The 19,376-nt window shown below is 37.8% G+C and carries 23 protein-coding genes; 7 read left to right on the top strand and 16 right to left on the bottom strand.

Going from position 1 to position 19,376, the window contains the following annotated elements; genetic code table 11:
- Positions 1–30: 30 nt before the first annotated feature.
- Complete coding sequence (locus tag V6E90_RS12875; RefSeq protein WP_332605540.1) at positions 31–774, bottom strand: phosphodiester glycosidase family protein; 744 nt, start codon at positions 772–774, stop codon at positions 31–33.
- A gap of 167 nt (positions 775–941) precedes the next feature.
- On the opposite strand from V6E90_RS12875, the gene V6E90_RS12870 reads away from it, so the two are divergent.
- The 3 genes from V6E90_RS12870 (at position 942) to V6E90_RS12860 (ending at position 3,142) form a co-directional block, all read left to right on the top strand.
- A complete protein-coding gene (locus V6E90_RS12870; RefSeq protein WP_016540412.1) occupies positions 942–1,475 on the top strand; it encodes a lecithin retinol acyltransferase family protein in 534 nt (177 codons plus the stop codon).
- A gap of 231 nt (positions 1,476–1,706) precedes the next feature.
- Positions 1,707–1,964 (top strand): YjhX family toxin, encoded by a 258-nt coding sequence (locus V6E90_RS12865; protein ID WP_005241091.1) that lies wholly within the window; start codon positions 1,707–1,709, stop codon positions 1,962–1,964.
- A 110-nt stretch (positions 1,965–2,074) separates the two neighbouring features.
- Positions 2,075–3,142, top strand: a complete 1,068-nt coding sequence (locus V6E90_RS12860; protein WP_332605539.1) for a bifunctional HD family hydrolase/N-acetyltransferase — start codon at positions 2,075–2,077, stop codon at positions 3,140–3,142.
- 58 nt (positions 3,143–3,200) lie between these two features.
- On the opposite strand, the gene V6E90_RS12855 is transcribed toward V6E90_RS12860, so the two are convergent.
- The 6 genes from V6E90_RS12855 to V6E90_RS12830 form a co-directional block, all read right to left on the bottom strand.
- Positions 3,201–3,752, bottom strand: coding sequence for a hypothetical protein (locus V6E90_RS12855; protein ID WP_332605538.1), 552 nt, complete (start codon positions 3,750–3,752; stop codon positions 3,201–3,203).
- 60 nt (positions 3,753–3,812) lie between these two features.
- On the bottom strand, positions 3,813–4,208 hold the full coding sequence (locus V6E90_RS12850) for a hypothetical protein (protein ID WP_332605537.1): 396 nt from the start codon (positions 4,206–4,208) through the stop codon (positions 3,813–3,815).
- 123 nt (positions 4,209–4,331) lie between these two features.
- Positions 4,332–6,050, bottom strand: coding sequence for a hypothetical protein (locus V6E90_RS12845; protein ID WP_332605536.1), 1,719 nt, complete (start codon positions 6,048–6,050; stop codon positions 4,332–4,334).
- Between the two features lie 135 nt (positions 6,051–6,185).
- On the bottom strand, positions 6,186–6,932 hold the full coding sequence (locus V6E90_RS12840; protein WP_332605535.1) for a hypothetical protein: 747 nt from the start codon (positions 6,930–6,932) through the stop codon (positions 6,186–6,188).
- Positions 6,933–7,155: 223 nt separating this feature from the next.
- Entirely contained in the window at positions 7,156–7,707 is a 552-nt protein-coding gene (locus V6E90_RS12835) for a hypothetical protein (protein WP_332605534.1), read from the bottom strand.
- Between the two features lie 133 nt (positions 7,708–7,840).
- Positions 7,841–8,248, bottom strand: a complete 408-nt coding sequence (locus V6E90_RS12830) for a hypothetical protein (RefSeq protein WP_016540419.1) — start codon at positions 8,246–8,248, stop codon at positions 7,841–7,843.
- A gap of 136 nt (positions 8,249–8,384) precedes the next feature.
- Here V6E90_RS12830 and V6E90_RS12825 point away from each other — a divergent pair, with 136 nt between their 5' ends.
- Positions 8,385–9,062, top strand: a complete 678-nt coding sequence (locus tag V6E90_RS12825; protein WP_332605533.1) for a LexA family protein — start codon at positions 8,385–8,387, stop codon at positions 9,060–9,062.
- Positions 9,063–9,185: 123 nt separating this feature from the next.
- Here the strand turns inward: V6E90_RS12825 and V6E90_RS12820 are convergent, their stop codons facing one another.
- Entirely contained in the window at positions 9,186–9,764 is a 579-nt protein-coding gene (locus V6E90_RS12820) for a YceI family protein (protein WP_005189293.1), read from the bottom strand.
- Positions 9,765–9,991: 227 nt separating this feature from the next.
- Here V6E90_RS12820 and V6E90_RS12815 point away from each other — a divergent pair, with 227 nt between their 5' ends.
- The gene (locus V6E90_RS12815) at positions 9,992–10,402 is read left to right on the top strand and encodes an OsmC family protein (RefSeq protein WP_332605532.1); all 411 of its coding nucleotides are present in this window, start codon (positions 9,992–9,994) and stop codon (positions 10,400–10,402) included.
- A 36-nt stretch (positions 10,403–10,438) separates the two neighbouring features.
- On the opposite strand, the gene V6E90_RS12810 is transcribed toward V6E90_RS12815, so the two are convergent.
- Together V6E90_RS12810 and tkt are read right to left on the bottom strand one after the other, a co-directional pair.
- A complete protein-coding gene (locus tag V6E90_RS12810) occupies positions 10,439–11,071 on the bottom strand; it encodes a hypothetical protein (protein WP_332605597.1) in 633 nt (210 codons plus the stop codon).
- Positions 11,072–11,211: 140 nt separating this feature from the next.
- A complete protein-coding gene (gene tkt / locus V6E90_RS12805) occupies positions 11,212–13,200 on the bottom strand; it encodes a transketolase (protein WP_332605531.1) in 1,989 nt (662 codons plus the stop codon).
- A gap of 383 nt (positions 13,201–13,583) precedes the next feature.
- On the opposite strand from tkt, the gene metK reads away from it, so the two are divergent.
- Positions 13,584–14,750 carry a methionine adenosyltransferase gene (metK, locus tag V6E90_RS12800; protein ID WP_332605530.1) on the top strand — a complete coding sequence of 389 codons (1,167 nt, stop codon included), beginning with the start codon at positions 13,584–13,586 and terminating at the stop codon, positions 14,748–14,750.
- Between the two features lie 59 nt (positions 14,751–14,809).
- On the opposite strand, the gene V6E90_RS12795 is transcribed toward metK, so the two are convergent.
- Positions 14,810–15,067, bottom strand: coding sequence for a hypothetical protein (locus tag V6E90_RS12795; protein WP_004653110.1), 258 nt, complete (start codon positions 15,065–15,067; stop codon positions 14,810–14,812).
- A gap of 242 nt (positions 15,068–15,309) precedes the next feature.
- Between V6E90_RS12795 and V6E90_RS12790 the strand changes: the two genes are divergently transcribed.
- Positions 15,310–15,495, top strand: coding sequence for a hypothetical protein (locus V6E90_RS12790; protein WP_332605529.1), 186 nt, complete (start codon positions 15,310–15,312; stop codon positions 15,493–15,495).
- 44 nt (positions 15,496–15,539) lie between these two features.
- Here the strand turns inward: V6E90_RS12790 and V6E90_RS12785 are convergent, their stop codons facing one another.
- From V6E90_RS12785 to V6E90_RS12765, 5 genes are all read right to left on the bottom strand, one after another.
- On the bottom strand, positions 15,540–16,100 hold the full coding sequence (locus V6E90_RS12785) for an FxsA family protein (RefSeq protein ID WP_016660343.1): 561 nt from the start codon (positions 16,098–16,100) through the stop codon (positions 15,540–15,542).
- Positions 16,101–16,286: 186 nt separating this feature from the next.
- The gene (locus tag V6E90_RS12780) at positions 16,287–16,721 is read right to left on the bottom strand and encodes a putative hemolysin (RefSeq protein ID WP_332605528.1); all 435 of its coding nucleotides are present in this window, start codon (positions 16,719–16,721) and stop codon (positions 16,287–16,289) included.
- Between the two features lie 98 nt (positions 16,722–16,819).
- Positions 16,820–17,368, bottom strand: a complete 549-nt coding sequence (locus V6E90_RS12775) for a hypothetical protein (protein ID WP_332605527.1) — start codon at positions 17,366–17,368, stop codon at positions 16,820–16,822.
- Between the two features lie 32 nt (positions 17,369–17,400).
- Complete coding sequence (locus V6E90_RS12770) at positions 17,401–17,562, bottom strand: hypothetical protein (protein ID WP_262758201.1); 162 nt, start codon at positions 17,560–17,562, stop codon at positions 17,401–17,403.
- 180 nt (positions 17,563–17,742) lie between these two features.
- Entirely contained in the window at positions 17,743–19,161 is a 1,419-nt protein-coding gene (locus tag V6E90_RS12765; RefSeq protein ID WP_332605526.1) for an NAD(P)/FAD-dependent oxidoreductase, read from the bottom strand.
- Positions 19,162–19,376: the final 215 nt, after the last annotated feature.

Raw genomic sequence — 19,376 nt, 5'->3', positions numbered from 1 at the left:
CTAATCTCTTTTGATTAAGAGATTAGGGAGTCAATACGACTTACACTTCTCTCTATTCACTTCTGCCACAATTGGTCCTAAGTTAAAATTTTTATCATGTCGTTTAGTTTGTGCTGAATACAAACTTGAAATCGAACCATCCAAATACAGAGCATTGTCGATTTTCAATTGCTGCTTAAAAAATTGTGCAAATTGATAAAAACTCACCCGTTGTTGTGAAATCACAAAATACAACTGATTGTCTTTAATACCCACCCCATTTCTAATTTTTAATGAGCTCGAATCAGCGAGAAACTGGCTATTGATTTTGCCCTTATAGATCAACATGGGCCCTGACTGTGTTGCAAACTGCGCTTTAAATTGATCATGCTTATAATCAGCAGTCGTTTTAATCACAGCACGATGATCATTCCACGCCACCACCCCATTCGGCTGCATAAAGAAATTACCAAAGCCCTGTGTCTCATTTAATTTCGCTAGCTCTTTAGCATTTTCGACATATAAACCTACAGGTTGAGAATCTGCATGATACATCCCTGCATTCATGGCAAAACTGAGTTGCTCACAAGCAGGTAGCGCTTTTTGAATCGCGGCAAACTTTTGGTAGTAGCGATTAGTTTTAGGACTTTTTAAAAATAATTGTAATTGATCCAGCTGTTCGACTTTGATGACATCATAGTGTTGTTGCTTAAATTGAATGGTTTGATGCTGCATTGCATAAGGAGTGGAGGCAGCTAAAAATGTAAAAGTGAACAGTAGCCAATTTTTCATCATGGTAAATATTTAAGATCAATTTGGTCTATTTTCTCATAGCAAAGCTCAAGGCTGAATGACAGATACAAACACCACACACAATCATCGATTTAGCGGAACAAATAAGCTCGATTGATTCACATTTTTTCACTAAAATAATAGGGTAAATACAATAACCTTGTATCCACATGCAGCAAAGACATCCACGCTTTCCAATTGGCGCACATCTGATCGTAAAACACTTTGGTTATAGTCACCACGGCATTTATGCAGGTCGCGGTCGAGTCATTCATTATTCTGGATTTGCCCATATCTTTAAAAAGCATCCCATTGAAATGACTTCTATCCAACGTTTTGCACGTGATAAGCCAATTTACATCAGGAATTATCCATCCCCACGCTACAAAGCCAAAACAGTGGTACGGCGTATGCGTTCACGCATGCACGAAAACCACTACCATCTCATCATTAACAACTGTGAACATTTATGTACTTGGGCGATTACAGGTGTTGAATCCAGCACTCAAGTTGAACGTATGCAGCGTCGTCTTGCCACCATTGGCTATGTCAGTTCAGTTATGAGTTATATGAACGGTTTAATGCTCACTGTAGCTACTGCCTGCTTTGCAATCGTGCTATACATCAAAATGATGTTACGTCGGCAAGCCAAAAAATCCGTACCTGCTTACTTACAACTCAAACAAAAGCATTCAAAAAAATAATTGTCACACGATCCTTAAAACGTTTTTCCAGCAATTGATTGATTTTTCACTCAGCTTGCATTAATATTTTCTTCGATACATGTCGTATCCCATCCTTATCGAGGGTTCTATGTTGGAGATAGCAGTAATCTGGTAACTAAATTTCAGTAGCACATTGAAATTGGTTATCTGCGCGATTTTTTGGGCTTTAAGCCTAACTTTGCCTCTGATTATTTCTATCTGGATAACAACATGAACTTATCTAAGTCCGAACAACGGACACTGCACGTCTTAGCAAAAGGCGGAAAAATCGTAAAACTTCGTGATGACTCAGGTCAAACCATTGCTGTAGAGTGCTATAGCCGTGAAGGTTTCTTGCTGTCCGATTGCGACCTTGCCGTTTTTAATAAGCTAAGAAAGAAAAAACTGATTAAATCCATCAATGGACAGCCCTATCAAATTAATTTACATGGGCTTAGATCAGTACGCCCACAGTTAGACAATCGTTAACACACAACCATAGGTTTGGATAAATCCTTGGTTGTACTTAGATGATGTCTATCAATCTAATCTTAGATCGGGTTTATCCAAATTACATATGGTTTATTTTGAGAAAGAAAATGGAACTAGACGTAATTCAAAACCGCTTAGCTTTTTTACGAGAAGCGGAAAAACTAAAAAATGTGCTGCGATTTTCACATACTTCCAATGGTCGCCAAGAAAGTACCGCTGAACATAGCTGGCGTTTATGCTTAATGGCCATGACCTTTGCAGATCAATTCGAGGACATTAATCTCGAGAAGACACTAAAAATGTGCCTGATTCATGACTTGGGTGAAGCTCTTCATGGTGATATTCCAGCCATTATGAAAGATCAATTTCCAACGAAGAATCAGCAGGAAAAACAGGATCTTGATCAATTGACCGAATGTCTTGATGAACACACGAAAAATTTGATTCGAGCATTATGGCAAGAATATGAAAATGCAAAAACAGCTGAAGCCAGACTGGTTAAAGCATTGGATAAGTTAGAGACCATTTTGCAACACAATCAAGGTATTAACCCCGTTAATTTCGATTATGCATTTAATCTTAGTTATGGTGAAAAATACACTCAAGCCAACCCTGCTCTCAAGCAGATTCGGGCCATCCTAAATCAGGAAACACAAGAGAAAATAAAGATGAATATACACATTCGTGATGAACGGCCAACAGACATTCAAAGTATTTTCGATTTAACTCAAGCGGCTTTCGTGACTGTAGAGCATTCCAGTCATACAGAGCAATTTATTGTGAATGCTTTACGTAATTCAGGCCAATTGAGTTTATCTTTGGTTGCGATCAGTAACCATAAACTGATTGGACATATTGCATTTTCCCCTGTGAAAATCTCAGATGGAACCAAAGGTTGGTATGGCTTAGGGCCAATTTCAGTTTTACCTGAATATCAAGGTCAGGGTGTGGGTGCAAAACTGATGCATGCTGGCCTTGAAGCACTCAAAGATTTAGATGCTATGGGTTGTGTTTTACTGGGTGATCCAGCTTATTACAGTAAATTTGGCTTTAAAGCAGATGCAAGACTTGTTTTGCAAGGTGTACCTGCTGAATATTTCCAAATCTTGCCATTTACTGAACATATCCCCACTGGTGAAGTCGTTTATGTAGATGCATTTAATGCGACTGCATAAGCTAACTGCTAAATGACGAGACAGAAGTTCATAACAATATGGAATGAACTTCTGCACTTTAATCAGGCATGACCATTGTTTCGGAAACTTGCAGGGCTTGCTCAAAGATTTCTGCATAACCTGCGACCAGCTCGGCTTTATCTGTTCCATTAATAATTCGTCGCGCATTGATATAGTCTTTTTTATCTTGATTGATGTAATTTTCGAGCTTTTTGCCCGTAAACATCCCTTTTTTCATACCGACAATCATGACACGCGCTGCAATATCAGCTTGTAAAGCCAATTTTGGATTTTTCACTAAATCAATTTTTAAGTAATCCCCCATTCTCTTATAGTTTGCCAACCAAGTCAGTTGCACATAGCCATAGCCAATATAGGGATAATACTGCTTAGATTTTAAATATTTTTCAGAACCGTACTCGATCACAGGTTGCATGGTTCTGGCTGTTTCATGCCAAGCTGTTGCCAAGATATAAGCAGCTTGAGCAGATGTAATTGTTTGCTCACCAACCAGTACCGAGACGAGGAAGTTGATGCCATCGACTTGGGATTGACTCAACTTGCCAAAGTTGTTGCGTAAAATATTGAAACCATCTTGTATTATTGTCATGTCTTTTTCCTCTTTATAATAAAAAACCGCCCGAAGGCGGCATTTGATTGAATCTATTATTTAAAATTTGTCTTTAAAGTCTTTCACCTCTTTTGCTACATCTAAAATGGTGGCGTTTTCTCTGGCATTAATATAGTTAAAAGTCCAGCGAATAATTGCCCAAACGGGTAATCCACACAGAAAATACAAACCACCTAATGCGAATGCGCCATAAGCATTTTCGCTCCAGGCTTGCAAGCCAAAATGCTGAATCACAAAAGCACCTCCTGCAATACTGCCAACTGCTGTTGAAATAAGTGAAACCACCCATTCACGTCGAGACTTGGGTAACCTTGTCATAATCACCACCATCCATGCCAAAAACATAAAAGTGAGTGCCATGACAACTATAAAAAATACTCCATAGGATTTAATCACGGCTGCAATCCCTGCACCCGCTGAAACAACCTCTGTCATTTTATCCTCCATAAATAAAAAAATCCCTAATTAAATTAGGGATTTTGGGTTTTAGTGATTAGGTTTTATATTAAAAATTTATCCAATCGGCTAACCAACTCCATTTAAAGAGTAAATATTCCATTAACTAGAAGTAGATAGTCTCCTCCATTCAGACCAAACACTTGTATAAGCTCGATAATAAATATTTAATGGTGAAACTGAAAATAAAACTTGCATTCCTTCTTGAGAATTTGGTGAAGTTGATCCAATCCATGCTAAGGCCCCATAAACATTATTATTTTGGGGGTAACTACTGGCTATACTTATATTACCATTATTAAAATTAACCTGAGCTATTCTCAATCCCCCACCAGTGAACTTAAAATTATTTAAGTTCTGATTTTCTAAATATTTCCAAGAGCTACCTAAACCATAACTATTTTTTGTTGTTAATATTTCCTGCCAATTACTCCAGTTACCAGATGAAAAAAATCTTAATCTTAATATATTCTCTACTGCTGATCCTAATATTTGCATTGTTTCAGGCGATTGATATGCCGTAGAACTTATATTAATCAAAGCTCCCCAAAAATCAGAATCAGGAAATGGATAGCTAGCTCTATCTGAAGGTGATGTTTTATCTTTAATCATTGTGACAGGATATGCATCAATAGAACCAAGATTGTTATTTATATTTAAATTTCTGTTAAATAAATTTTTCCCAATATTACTCCCACTAATCACCAAACTTTCACCTTGCTTCCCCAACACCTCATCTCTTAAAGCAATAGAATCAACAACATCCCATATTACCGGTTGATTAGGCTGCTGAAAATTATAAGATCTATTAATATACTCAAAAGCACCATTAAAACTCAAACCATTATTATCATAGGCAAGCTGATTATAGCTTTGAGCTTTTGGTATAAAAACACAAACAGCCTTTCCATCTGGCAATCTTGAATCATCATAATTTATATCTTCAGCATAAATTCCACTAAAATTAGTTGTTTCTATGTCTTTAAAAAAGATTGTGCAAGAACCGCGATTATGCGTAATATTTTTAAATTCTGTTCTAGTTACTTTATTACTTCCTCGCCCAGCATCAATATCAATCTTTGTTGTTGTTGTCTGTTCACCATAAATTAATATTTTTACATCTCTAGCATCAATATTACAAAATTTATGATAATACATACCATAGCCACCATAATTTGGATTTAATTGCATTCCAATATCCAGACCACCAAATTTAACATTATCTAGTCCACACCACATTACTGACTCTCTCGTATTCGCTATATGCTTTTCCTCCATATCATAGCCATATACTATCCCTCTTTGCTGCTTACCATAAGTTCCAAAAATTCCAATATTTTTTATAAGGATATGATCTCTCAATATTTTAAAAAAGGTTAAACTATCATTATTTGTTATAAACGAAGTACCTTTTAAATCAAATACAAATTGTTTATCACCATAACCCCAAGGTTCTATCACTAAAGATGGTTTAAAAAATATGGTCCTATCTAACAGATAACTAGATTTACCTAAAGTTGTCAAATAATTGATTGAGTTCTTCAAACAAAAATCTAGTGCCTTTTGGATATTTAAAGATTGATCTTTACCGTCTGAAACAACCCCCCAGAACTCTATTAGGTACTCACCTTCAACCTGCCTTTCCCAACCATTAAAAAAAATTCCATTATCAGTTTTATTAATATTTTCCGACCTATATACAAAATTACCTCCTAGACCAATTTTATTATCATAATAATTTTTCACTATAACTACTTGTCCATCCACAGGCCCTTTAATTGATAGTAATTCAGAAATACTCTCTACAGATAAAATATTCATTTTTCTTCTCCAAAAATCACCGAATGGTGACTTATAATTTAAATAAAGGATTTAATACTCGGTTAATAAAAGTTAAAATAAATTGCTTATTAATATCCTCCCACAGTTAAAACAATTAAAAATACAATCTATAATTTATTGCGGATAATGCATCATCCAACTTTGCTGATCATGAAACTGCACAAAGTCCCCGACCTTGACTTCTGAACCCAAGATTTCACCATGACTGGTTAAGTGATAATAGATACCATCTTCAAGTTCAGGAGGCATTTTAAAATCCAAACTGGCGTAGGCTTCACGCAAATCAAAATCAAGCTGAGTTAAACCTTCCTGTGCAACCACTTGATAATACTGTGGCAATTTCAATGCATTATTTGAATGCCATGCACCAACAAATTCATAATCAATATAAACATTCATCGATTGAGAACTGGTAATTTCAAAGGTCACTATGGGGTTTTCGGATGGGTTATCTTGGATATAAGTGACATTGTTTAAGCTATTAAAATCACCCAATACCACCACGAATTTACCAGCGTCAAAATGACTATAAATGACAAAACCATATTCAATTTGATTGACTGCCACGATATTTTCAGGCTGGTGATTTACCCCCAAAATCACAATTGACTGGTTTGCGGTACTGGCATGGGTAAATGAAAATCGGCCTTTTTGTGCTTGAAAATAGGCAGAAACAGCTAAAGATCCATCGACTACCTCTGTTATTTTTATTGAACCAAGTTGATCATTTCCATGGATATACGTCATACCAGATCGATCTGCTGTGGTACGCATGACCGCAGGTACAATTTCTGCATAAGAAAGAATGTCTAAGTGTTTAATTGAAAAAGAACCCAACATCATATTATTGATACAATTCATTTTAATCACCTTGCGTTATTGAGTGGCTTTTAAAGCACCCAGCTATAAAATTAAATGGACGATTGCTTTTCTTCAGATATAAAAAAACTCGGCTCCTGACGGATACCGAGTTTTTAGGCAATAAAAAAGCCCACTAGATGTGAGCTTTTCAATTTGGTCGAAGTCAAATGTAATACGACCAGTATATAAAAACTATAGCCTAGTTTCCGAAATAATGGAATCCCTAAGCCTGCATATTTTTGTAAGTATTTTTCCGGTATTGTTCAATTGTGGTTTCAGCCTCATAGATAGCTATTTCAATCGTCTGAATCATTAAGCTTTCATAACCCTTCCATGTCTTTCTATAACTCTCGACATTCATCTGTAGTCGATGAATACCTGCATAAGCAAGACGCCCTTTTGCTGTATAGTTTTCCTCCAACTCAGGATCTAGCACAAAATCCAATACCATCCGCGCCACTAACCAAGCCAAGTGATACATCGCAATACGTTCTGGCTCACGTTTTTTATCTCGCTCGGCTTGTTCTATAAAAAGGTCTGTCAAATACTGGCGAACATAGTCATAATCGCTCTTGCTTTTATGCTCAAATACAATGAGCGCTGTCACCGACTTTGCCAATTGTGTATTCATAGATGCGATTGCACCTAAACGATCTTCATAATTTAAAGGACGATCGCCTGTCCCACGAATAAATGGCTCTAAACCCGCTGAGCTTAGTGTTAAACCCTGCGTCAACCATTCAAATTTTTCAAACTTTGCAATACTTGCATTCATATCGTCACCTAAACCAATGTCATTTCATTTTGGGCTTGATTCATGTTTTATAAAATGTAAATTGAATAAATCAAGTCTTGTGTTATTTCTCAGTATTCATCGTGCACTTACTTTAAGTTCAAGTTTGATGTGCTTAGTGATATTTTTCCCTGACTTCTACAAGCTTCATTGCCTGATAAATTTCTTCAAATCGTGTTTTAGTACAAGGTCTGGTTGCACTTTTAATTTGAGAAATATAACTATGTGCACAACCTAAAACGTTCACCAAGGCTTTCGCTCGCCCCTTTTGCTCATCCAACCAAGCACTGAACATCTGGATTTGATCTTCTGTGGCCTGCTTCGCAACTCTTTCGAGCCGCTTTAATTCTTTTTGTGTTTTTTCTTGAGATACAAACGTTGCAACATGGCTTGGTCTTGCTTTCAATCTTTGTTCATAGTTATTTTGAATCGTTGTGATTGCATTACCTTGAGCCAACCATGCTTCAATTTCTGCATTTAAATTCTGCTTAATATGCATGTTTGGATTGATGAGTTTGTTCATACCGCACCTCTAGCATTTATAACTTCATGGATAGGTCAATTATATTAGCAAACTAATATTAATTCAATAAGTATACTAATTTGACTTCACATTAGCTTGCTAATATTCTTAATTTATTGATTTAAGGTGCATTAAAATGCTTAAAGATCGGCTCAAAGAAGCAAGAAAAAAAGCCAAGAAGTCTCAAAAAGATGTGGTTGTTGCTGTAGGCATTACCCAATCAGCCCTCAGCCAGCTTGAGACCGGACTGGTCAGTTCCTCATCTCATTTACCCTCGATTGCTAATTTTTTGGGTGTAGATGCTTATTGGCTACAAACGGGTCTTGGCAGTGCTACGCCAAAAGAATCAGGCCATGATGATATTTTGAATATCACCCCGGTAAAGGCCAATATGGCGCCCGTATTGTCTTGGGTACAGGCTGGTGTGTTTACCAATGTTGAATCGGTTGATATCACACAGATTGAGGAATGGCTGCCACTACCCGATGATTGTGATGACTGTTTTTATTTAAAGGTACAAGGTTTAAGTAATTATCCTGTCTTTCATGAGGGTGATTACATTTTAGTTGACCCTACTGTGCAATATAGCGATATGCAATCGGGTGACATGATTGTGGTGAGAAAGCATGAAGATGCGACATTTAAGCGTCTAGTGATCGAAACCGATAATTCAAGATATCTACAAGCATTGAATCCAGAATTCAAGCCCAATATCATTCCCCTAGATGAAGAATGTATTTTTGTTGGTGAAGTGGTCGACTCCATTCGCTATATTTACCAATCCAAACGTAGATCTAAAATAAAACATAGCTAATTTTTCATCAAATGACTTATTAGTACTCTTATTTTATATAAATATTAGTATTTTAATAAATCTGACCATCACAACCATAAAAAAGCCTAGATGATGATCTAGGCTTTTTTATGCAATATGATATTACTTCGCAGCAGTTGCTTCGGTTGTAATATTCACCGTGATCTTGTCACCAACATTAGGTACATAGTTACCGATACCAAATGCAGAACGGTTAAAGCTTGTTGTTGCATTAAAACCAATTGCAGGTACTTTCGCCATTGGATGCTCGCCTTGTTTATTCAGTACAGCATCTAATACCACAGGTTTAGTTACGCCTTTCACGGTTAAATCACCTGTAATTTTGAAGTGTTTCTTGTCTTTAGTTTCTACTTTAGTACTTTTGAAAGTAATGTTCGGGTATTTCGCAGCATTAAACCAAGCTTCTTCTTGGAATTCTTTGTCCAAAGCAGCAACATTAGTATTTACACTACTTAAAGGAATCGTCACTTCCACAGATGAATTTGCAGGTTTTGCAGTATCAACTTTAATTGTCCCTTGAATATCAGTGAAATTTGCACTTGGTGTAGAGAAACCAAAGTGATTCCAGCTGAATACAGTTGCTGTGTGGGTTGGGTCAATTTTATAGTCGACTGGCGCAGCCAACGTTACAGAACTAGCTAAAGCGACTGCTAAACCGAGGCTTAATGTTTTAAATTGCATTTTTCGTATCCTTGTTTGATATAGTGATTAGTGTATAGATCAAGTATTTTTATTCACTAGTCTTTATAAAACGATATGTTTCACCAGTGCAACAATAAAAGCGTTACAGCGCTTATCAAAAATCAATATCATAAGCCTATTCGATACTGGACAATTGATCGGCAAGCTCACATGATCAATGAGTATATTTTGATTTAGATACTTCACGATAAACAACAAGGTAAAACATGACACATACAGCACAAGCACTCAGTACATCCACACCTTATCGCGTTAGCTTGACAGACCCTGCTGGTCATACTTGGTATGCAGATGAACCTACAGATAAAGGTGGTCAAGATACAGCACCTAACCCAGTTCAGCTTTTACTGTCGGCTTTAGGTGCCTGTACGACCATTACTCTAGAAATGTATGCCAATCATAAAGGGATTAAACTTGAGCATGTGCAGGTCGATTTAGCCTTAAATCCTAATGGTGAGCCTGAATCAGGTCAAAATAATATTGAACGTAAAATTATCTTAAAAGGTGAATTTACCGAGGATCAGCATAAGCGTTTATTAAAAGTCGCGGAAAGCTGCCCGATTCATAAGTTATTAACATCAAATATTTCGATTCAGAGTGAATTAAGTATCAGATAACACATATAAATATGGTCTTTATTTTAAAGACCATATTTATAAAAAACTAATACTGAACTGGTAAGATAATTCCTGACATTTAAATTCCTCCAACATATCTGGAGGAATGATCTGTTTTGCTTCTGGACTTATAATCATATACATTAAGTCATACCAATTCGCTTCGCTTTTGTCATCTGGACAGAAGAAAAGCCCCTGTTTCTGGTCCAATTTAATATATTTTTCATCGACACTTCTTAACTCATAACCATACTTATTGGTTAAAAGCATGTTAATCAGTTCCATAATTTTGGTCTTGTATTGCGGAAAAAACTCTGTTTTTTCAAAATTATGAACCATATCCAAGCTTGCCATCTTCAAAAAATGTGTTTCATACATATCAATACAATTGACTCCAAAGACCCGCCAAGTAGATAAATTTTCAACGTCGTTCAAACTCTGAATTAAACTGTCTGTATATTTAAACAATTGATATTTAAATAAATTTTGTTTTGGATCTTCTGTGAAAAGAATTTCTGTATCAAAACCTATATCGAGATCAGCCATGGTACTTTGTTCAAATAAAGCTTCTCTAAGTTTTAAACGCCAGTCATCACACTCAAAATAATAAGTCTGGTTAGCAGCGATTCTACAAATTATTGAAAATAAATGTGGGTGTATGTAATTCATCATAATTTTTATTCACTTATAAAACCAAAGAGTATTTCATAATTTCTTTAACTTTCTATCATCATTGTTTTAAGAAACTCAATGCACATATGTAAAAAAGCGCCCTGAATCAGGACGCTTTTTTATACCACTTAATTTGATTAAGCAGTCAATTCTTTAACCGCAGCAATAACCGCTTCAGTGGTAATACCGAAGAATTGGAACAAGTCTTTTGCTGGTGCAGATTCGCCGTAAGTGGTCATACCGATCACTTTGCCGTCTAAACCAACAAACTTCCACCAGTAATCCACATGAGCCGCTTCTACCGCTACACGCGCACGGATATGCGCTGGTAATACAGTTTCACGGTAAGCAGCATCTTGCTTCATAAACTCTTCAGCACATGGCATAGATACGACACGTACACCTTCAAGCTGTGCATATGCTTCCATTGCCAATGAAACTTCTGAACCTGTTGCGATGATGATTGCTTTTAACTCGCCTTTTTCTTCAGCAAGTACATAACCACCTTTTGCAACGTTTTGAATTTGAGCTTCATTACGTGCTTGGAATGGCAAGTTTTGACGAGAGAAAATTAACGCTGATGGGCCATCTTTACGTTGAAGTGCAGATTTCCAAGAAACAGCAGCTTCAACTGTGTCACATGGACGCCATGTATTTAAGTTTGGTGTACCACGCAATGATGCAATTTGTTCAATTGGTTGATGCGTAGGACCATCTTCACCCAAACCGATCGAGTCATGCGTATACACATGAATCACACGTTGCTTCATCAATGCAGACATACGTACCGCATTACGTGCATATTCCATAAACATCAAGAATGTTGCAACATAAGGAACAAAGCCACCGTGTAAAGCCACGCCGTTTGCAATTGCTGTCATACCGAATTCACGCACACCGTAGTACACGTAGTTACCCGCTGGGTTTTCTTGTACACCTTGGCAACCTTTCCAAAGTGTTAAGTTAGAACCCGCCAAGTCAGCAGAACCACCCAATAACTCAGGAAGTAATGGACCAAAGGCCTGTAAGGTATTTTGGCTTGCTTTACGCGTTGCAATGGTTTCCGCTTTTGCATTAGTCTCAGCAATAAATGCATCTGCCTGTGCAGCAAATTCAGCAGGTAAATCACCATTGATGCGACGTAATAATTCAGCCGCTTCAGTTGGATATTTTGCTTGGTATTGCGCGAACAATTCATTCCAAGCTGCTTCAGAAGTTTGACCTTTTGCTTTTGCATCCCAAGCTGCATATACATCTTCTGGGATAACAAATGAATCTTCTTTCCAGCCTAATGCTTCACGAGTTAAAACGATTTCGTCTTTACCCAATGGTGCACCGTGGCAATCTTCTTTACCTTGTTTATTTGGTGAACCTAGACCAATAATCGTTTTACAGATGATGATGGTTGGTTTATTGGTTTCAGCTTTCGCTTCAACAGTTGCTTGGCGAATTGCAGCGGCATCATGACCATCTACACGAAGAACTTGCCAACCATACGCTTTGAAACGCTGTTCAGTATCATCGCTGAACCAACCTTCAACTTCACCATCAATCGAAATACCGTTGTCGTCATAGTACGCAACAAGTTTACCAAGACCCAAAGTACCTGCAAGTGAACATACTTCGTGAGAAATACCTTCCATCAAACAGCCATCACCTAAGAAACAGTAAGTGAAGTGGTCAACAACATTCAAACCGTCTTTGTTGAACTGAGCTGCTAAAGTTTTTTCAGCTAAAGCGAAACCAACCGCATTGGCAATACCCTGACCCAATGGACCTGTTGTAGTTTCGATACCAGGCGCATAACCATATTCAGGGTGGCCCGGTGTTTTAGAATGTAATTGACGGAATTGTTTTAAATCTTCAATAGATAAATCATAACCAGTCAAATGCAATAATGCATATTGCAACATTGAACCATGGCCATTCGACAATACGAAACGGTCGCGGTTCGCCCATTGTGGGTTGCTTGGGTTATGATTTAAAAATTCACGCCAAACAACATCAGCGATATCTGCCATCCCCATTGGTGCACCTGGATGCCCTGAGTTTGCTTGTTGCACAGCATCCATTGCCAAGACACGAATTGCGTTTGCAATACGACGTTCATTTAAAGGGGTTGTCATAAGTCAGAATCCGATTAAATCAAATAAGATGAGAGAAGATGAGAAATCATCTTTCAAAAACTGAGACTATTGTCTTAAAAAAACGACAGTGGGTAAAGTGCAATACACGATATTTCTTATTTTTCCCGCATTCATTTGGCATTATCTGTGTAAATGTTCAAGTGATAAACAGAACACACAACAGAATGATAATAATTAGAACATCAAATTACAGATTTATTCATATCAAAATCACCAAATATCACTTTTGCTGATACTCATATCAATAAAAACATCATGAAAATGAAATAAATTCATGCTTTTTAGTCAGCTTGTGCTAGTCCTATCCGCCAAGTCGATGTAACATACTCTGTCTTTTTGAAAATACCAATGATAGGACGTTCATGCGCGAGTATGCTGTTTTTACTTCAGAATCTGTAAGCGAAGGTCATCCAGATAAAATGGCTGACCAAATTAGCGATGCAATTTTAGATGCAATCCTAAAAGAAGACCCGTATGCGCGTGTCGCTTGTGAAACATTAGTAAAAACAGGTGCGGTTGTTCTTGCTGGTGAAATCACAACAACAGCAAATGTGGACTTCGAAGCGATTGTACGTCAAACCGTAAATGGGATCGGCTACCACCATTCTGATTTAGGTTTTGATGGTTCGACTTGTGCCGTGATCAACATGATCGGTAAACAATCTCCTGAGATTGCACAAGGTGTTGACCGCCAAAAGCCAGAAGATCAAGGTGCAGGTGACCAAGGCCTTATGTTTGGTTATGCAAGCCGTGAGACAGATGTACTCATGCCTGCTCCGATCTCTTATGCACACCGCTTAATGGAGCGTCAAGCAGAATTACGCCGTTCAGGTGTATTACCTTGGTTACGCCCAGATGCGAAAAGCCAAGTGACTTTTGCTTATGAAAATGGCAAACCAGTTCGTTTAGATGCAGTTGTATTATCAACTCAACATGATCCTGAAATCTCTCAAATTCAGCTTAAAGAAGCGATTATTGAAGAGATTGTTAAGCCAATCATCCCTGCTGAAATGTTCCATGCTGGTACTAAATTCCACATCAACCCAACGGGTATGTTTGTAATTGGCGGCCCTGTAGGTGACTGTGGTTTAACAGGCCGTAAAATTATTGTCGATACTTATGGCGGTATGGCACGCCATGGTGGTGGTGCTTTCTCTGGTAAAGATCCATCGAAAGTAGACCGCTCTGCTGCATATGCCGGTCGTTATGTGGCAAAAAATATTGTTGCTGCTGGTTTAGCAGATAAATGCGAAATCCAAGTGAGTTATGCAATCGGTGTTGCTGAACCAACGTCAATTTCTATTAATACGTTCAATACTGGTAAAGTATCAGACGAGTTAATTATTCAATTGGTGCGCGAACACTTTGACTTACGCCCATATGGTATTACTCGTATGCTGAACCTGATCCAACCGATGTATAAGCAAACTGCAGCTTATGGTCACTTTGGTCGTGAAGGTTCTGATTCTGCATTCACGTGGGAAAAAACTGATAAAGTTGAAATCCTTAAAGATGCTGCTGGATTGTAATCCACACTGCTCTTTTATAAAAAAGCTCGCATTTGCGAGCTTTTTTATTACCCCTAACATCATTTATTCGAATTGGTATTATCTTGCTTAAACATTTCAAAGAGTGAATTGCTTTGAACTGGCTGATCTTCTTGATGATGTTGCGTATACAAATGTGCAAGCTTAATGACTACCACAACTGCCAGACATGCCGCCACACAGAACATCCACATGCCATACGGACTGCGGATATGATGAGAGCCACAGTGTGGGCACTCTTTATCAGTTGATGCAACAACCTTGTCACAACATGCACAATGATATTGATATAACATCATTAATTCCTCCTACCACTTATTTTTTATTTTCTTTTTACAACAATTTCATATGTCGCACTTTTATCCTATGAAAAAAAAACCAAGAATTCAATCTAGTTTTCTGACCTACCCATTCAAATTAACAATTTTTTATGACAATTTGATTAGAATTTTGATTTTAAGCAAATCTTTAAGTGCTTAATATTATTTTGATCTTTCACGTAATTTGATAAAATAAACTTTTGCATGTTATGGAATACAGCATGACTCAATTAATTAATAAAGGTGGATTTCGCGAACGGGCAAACCGCAGTCGAAAGTATAAACAATCAGAAAATGAGGTTACGACACTGCAACCGAGCCATTACCAACCACAAAGTAAGGAAGCCAACTTAGCTGCTACCTCCGAACCCAGACAGAATCCTCAAGACCCAAAAGATAAGCCATAAAAAAAGCACACTTGATCAAGTGTGCTTTTTGAAGCAAATTAAAATCAATTCACATCTTTAAATTCAATTTTCTTCTGATCAGGTTTTACTTCACGTGCTTCACCATCAATAATGGTTGAATCACGATACTGACCACCACCTTGTTGATTCTGCATATCCTGCATCTGACGCATCAAATCAGCAAATGGATTCGGGCCTGCAGCACCACCGCCCATACCACCCATCATTTTATCCATCATGGCTTGCTGACGCTTGGCCATGGTTTTCATCAATGCATTGCGAAACGCCGTTTGAACAGGTGGAATTAAAACTAATACAGCCAATACATCAGAAATTAAACCGGGAACCATCAATAGAAAACCAGACATCGCCAGTGCTAATTTCTTGGTGACTGCTGGATCACCACCTAATTGGCCTGTCATCTGCATTTGCTGCAATTGAGGCATAATACCCGATGTACTTGAACGAACCATATTCAGGCCAATGAAGAATGCGATAATGAACCAGAAAAAGACATACCACATACTTCCAACGAGGTCACCCACGCCAATCCAGACTAAAACTTCAGCAATTGTGCCAAATACCACGATAAGAAGTAGATTCATGTCAAATCTCGAAAATTAAAACCTTGTGCAATCTTGAACAATCAATCCTGACACAACAAATAAAATAAACTCAATAAACTAATTGATGGGTACATTTCTCAATTTATCAAGTCCAATGTGATAGCTTGTATAAAAAAGCTCCCAATTAAATTTGATCTAATTGAGAGCCTAAACAGCCTTTAATGATTAACCACACGTTGCTTGAGTAATCTTCTTAGACTGAGGGTCAATCGTTACCGTCACACGATTTTCACGATAATCCATGGTGACAGGCTGGTTTGGTCCAACACTGCGAACAATCTCTGATTTGGTTTTCTGTTTGATTTGATCTTCGCTTAATCCAGACTGACCAATGAGCTTCGTCGCTTCATCTGCTAGACATTTTGGCTGGTTTGCGCGGAATAACTCCCACTCTTCGACAACTTGACCATTGGGTAACTTACAGTATCCAACCTGACCATTGGCTTCATTTTTAATTTCTAACTGACCACCTTGCTCTACACAATATTTGCTCGCAGGGTTTGCCATACCAATTTTTGGTGGCGTCATCTCTTTATTTGGTGTTGTGGAACACGCTGCCAATGAGGCTACAATTGCACCTAAAAGTAAGATCTTTTTCATGATTTGAATTCTGATAAAGTAAAAAAGCAAAGATAACAAAATAGTTTAGATTATTATGTCTATGATTTGAAACAGGAAGCAAACCGATACACTCTAATTTATAATTTTTTAAAAGTACTCACAAATCTCTTAAATACATTCATTTTCGGTTTGTTTATCAAACTACCATATTGTTTATCTGTTATCCGCCTTAAGCGGTATTTCATCTCCTGAGCTATTTCTTCATTTTCGCTTTGTGCATGCTGCCTTATTAAAGCGATCGCTTCTTCAGTGCCAATATCTGCCAAGGCATGACTAAACCATTTTGTGATGACCCCATCATCAGAAGCCGTATATTCAAACCGCTTAAAACCCTGCTCAAGAACCTTTGCAATACTAGCCACACTTGATGGATGGGCAATATCTTGCAGCTCTTTTGTTATCATTTGATGCTGGTAATGCCCATCTAACAATAACAAATGATTTAAAACTGAAACCTTGATCTCTTGATTTTCTATCTTAAATGCCAAATCAGCCACAAACTCAAGCATATCGGTATCACTTTGCTGAACGCCACGCTCAAACATTTCTATCAAATAAGTGAGTTTATTTTCATCAGCAATATTCACACTCCCCCAGAATGCATCTACTTTTGCATAATAATCCAAAACCGAATCTCCCTTTAAAATACTCATCATGATTATTGAATAATAATAAACTCCAATCGAATCGCCTCATCGACCAAGTAATGCTCTTTGATGAGATAAAAATAAGGTCGAGTATGGATCCACTCATCCATTTCCATAATGGCCTGCGTGTACCCCGTCGCCGCTGAAAAATCTTTAACTTGTATAACATCCATGGACTTCATCCTTTTTATTTAGCCTAACATATTATATTTATTCATATATAGAATAAAATAAAGCCTAATCAGTCAGTTGTCGTAGCTTTCGATCAGGCCATGCTTTATACAACTTTTTCATTAGAGACTAGAAAAAATGTCTCACATTGAAGAGACATTTTTTCCAAATAAGAACGCAGATTAGAACGATATCATTTTTCCAGGATTCAGCATCCCTGTTACACCATACCACCCTTTAGACATTGGGATCGCTAGCGGAGCCAATAAACGACCAAATAAGATATCGCTGTGCTGAATTTTGGTGAGCATTGCATAATCTGCATTTGCACCAGAAAAATCGTCTGCAATTGCTTTTCCAATTCGTACCGTTTGCGCCACACCATGCCCACTCCAACCATGTACTGCATAAATTGGATACTTATTTCCAAACTTACGGTTATCTGTCGCGCCATTCATGGTCAAATCACTGACCCCACTCCAACAGAAATCCATCTCAACAGTCTCCAGTTGAGGGAAAACTTTGTGAATACGCCCAAGCAAGTATTGATTCATCTTAGCAGCAGACCAACTTGTACCTGTTCCTTGCCCACCGAACAGCAAACGGTTTTTGGAGACTCCACGATAATAATCAATCTGTAATTGCGTGTCATAAACAGGATGATCTTGTGGCAACAAATCTATTAATGGCAGTTGTAAAGGTGCAGTAACGGCAATGTAGGTATGAAATGGGATGGCTGTTTGCTTCTTCTCTGGAAGTAGTCTAAATGCATTATGATGTACTGCAATGACTACACTTTTACGTGCTTTTATTACCCCCGATGCTGTCTGTACATAAACACCATCAGCTTGCTCAGTGATTGATAACACTTCCGTTTGTTCAAACACCTGCCCGCCATTCTGGCAGAAGCCGTGTACTAAGGCGCGGTTAAGTGCCAGTGGATGAATATGGCCACCTAAGTCATCAACCAAGCCACCCTTATAAAGATCAGATTTGATTAAAGCCTTAAGTTCGTATTCACCAACAACCTGTGTATGATCTTCGCCCAAATACTTCCGAGCATCTGCACCTTGAGTCAAAGCAATCAAATGTCCTTCATGTACAGCAGCGGTAATATGTCCACGTTTACGTGCTAAGTTAACAGCATATTTTTCTGCGATATGATCAATTAAAGACATCGCTTCTGTCGACGTAAAATGCCAAAGTTTTTTAGCATCTTCATAGCTAAAGCGCTTAATCATCTCCTCGGCTTCCCAACGGGCTAAGCCAGGCGTAAGCTGCCCTCCATTTCGGCCTGAAGCGGCCGAACCAATTCGGTTCTTTTCAACCAAAATGGTATCCACACCTTGTTCAGCCAAATGCAATGCCGCTGAAGCACCCAATAATCCGCCACCGATCACAACGACATCACAGGTTTGATCCGAATTAAGCGCATCAAAACAATGCCAATCCGCTAAGGAACTTTCATAATAGTTTGCAGGATGATCAAACTGACCATGTTTCGGATTTACCCAGCTCCACTCATTCGAATTTTTATATGCTTTACTTTCTTTAAAAACAACATCATCTAAATGCGCTGGCTTGTTTATACCGCTATACATTTGAAATTCACCTAAAACAATTTCTTACTGATTAATTGCTATAGTTTATCGCAAAAAAAATGAGCAATAAAACCAGAATCTTTCAATATTTTTGATAGGTTATTTACCTAAATCTTTCTATTTATTGTTTTATAAATCTAGCCAACAATGAAATACACCAAAGTCGAAATAAAACTGAGGAGTGAGCATTAAAAAAGCACCCGAAGGTGCTTTTC

Origin of the sequence: Acinetobacter sp. ESBL14 (assembly GCF_036668815.1) — a bacterium.
Lineage (GTDB): Bacteria > Pseudomonadota > Gammaproteobacteria > Pseudomonadales > Moraxellaceae > Acinetobacter > Acinetobacter gyllenbergii.
Note: the sequence above shows the minus strand (reverse complement) of the source record. Positions and strands in the feature narration are given on the sequence as shown.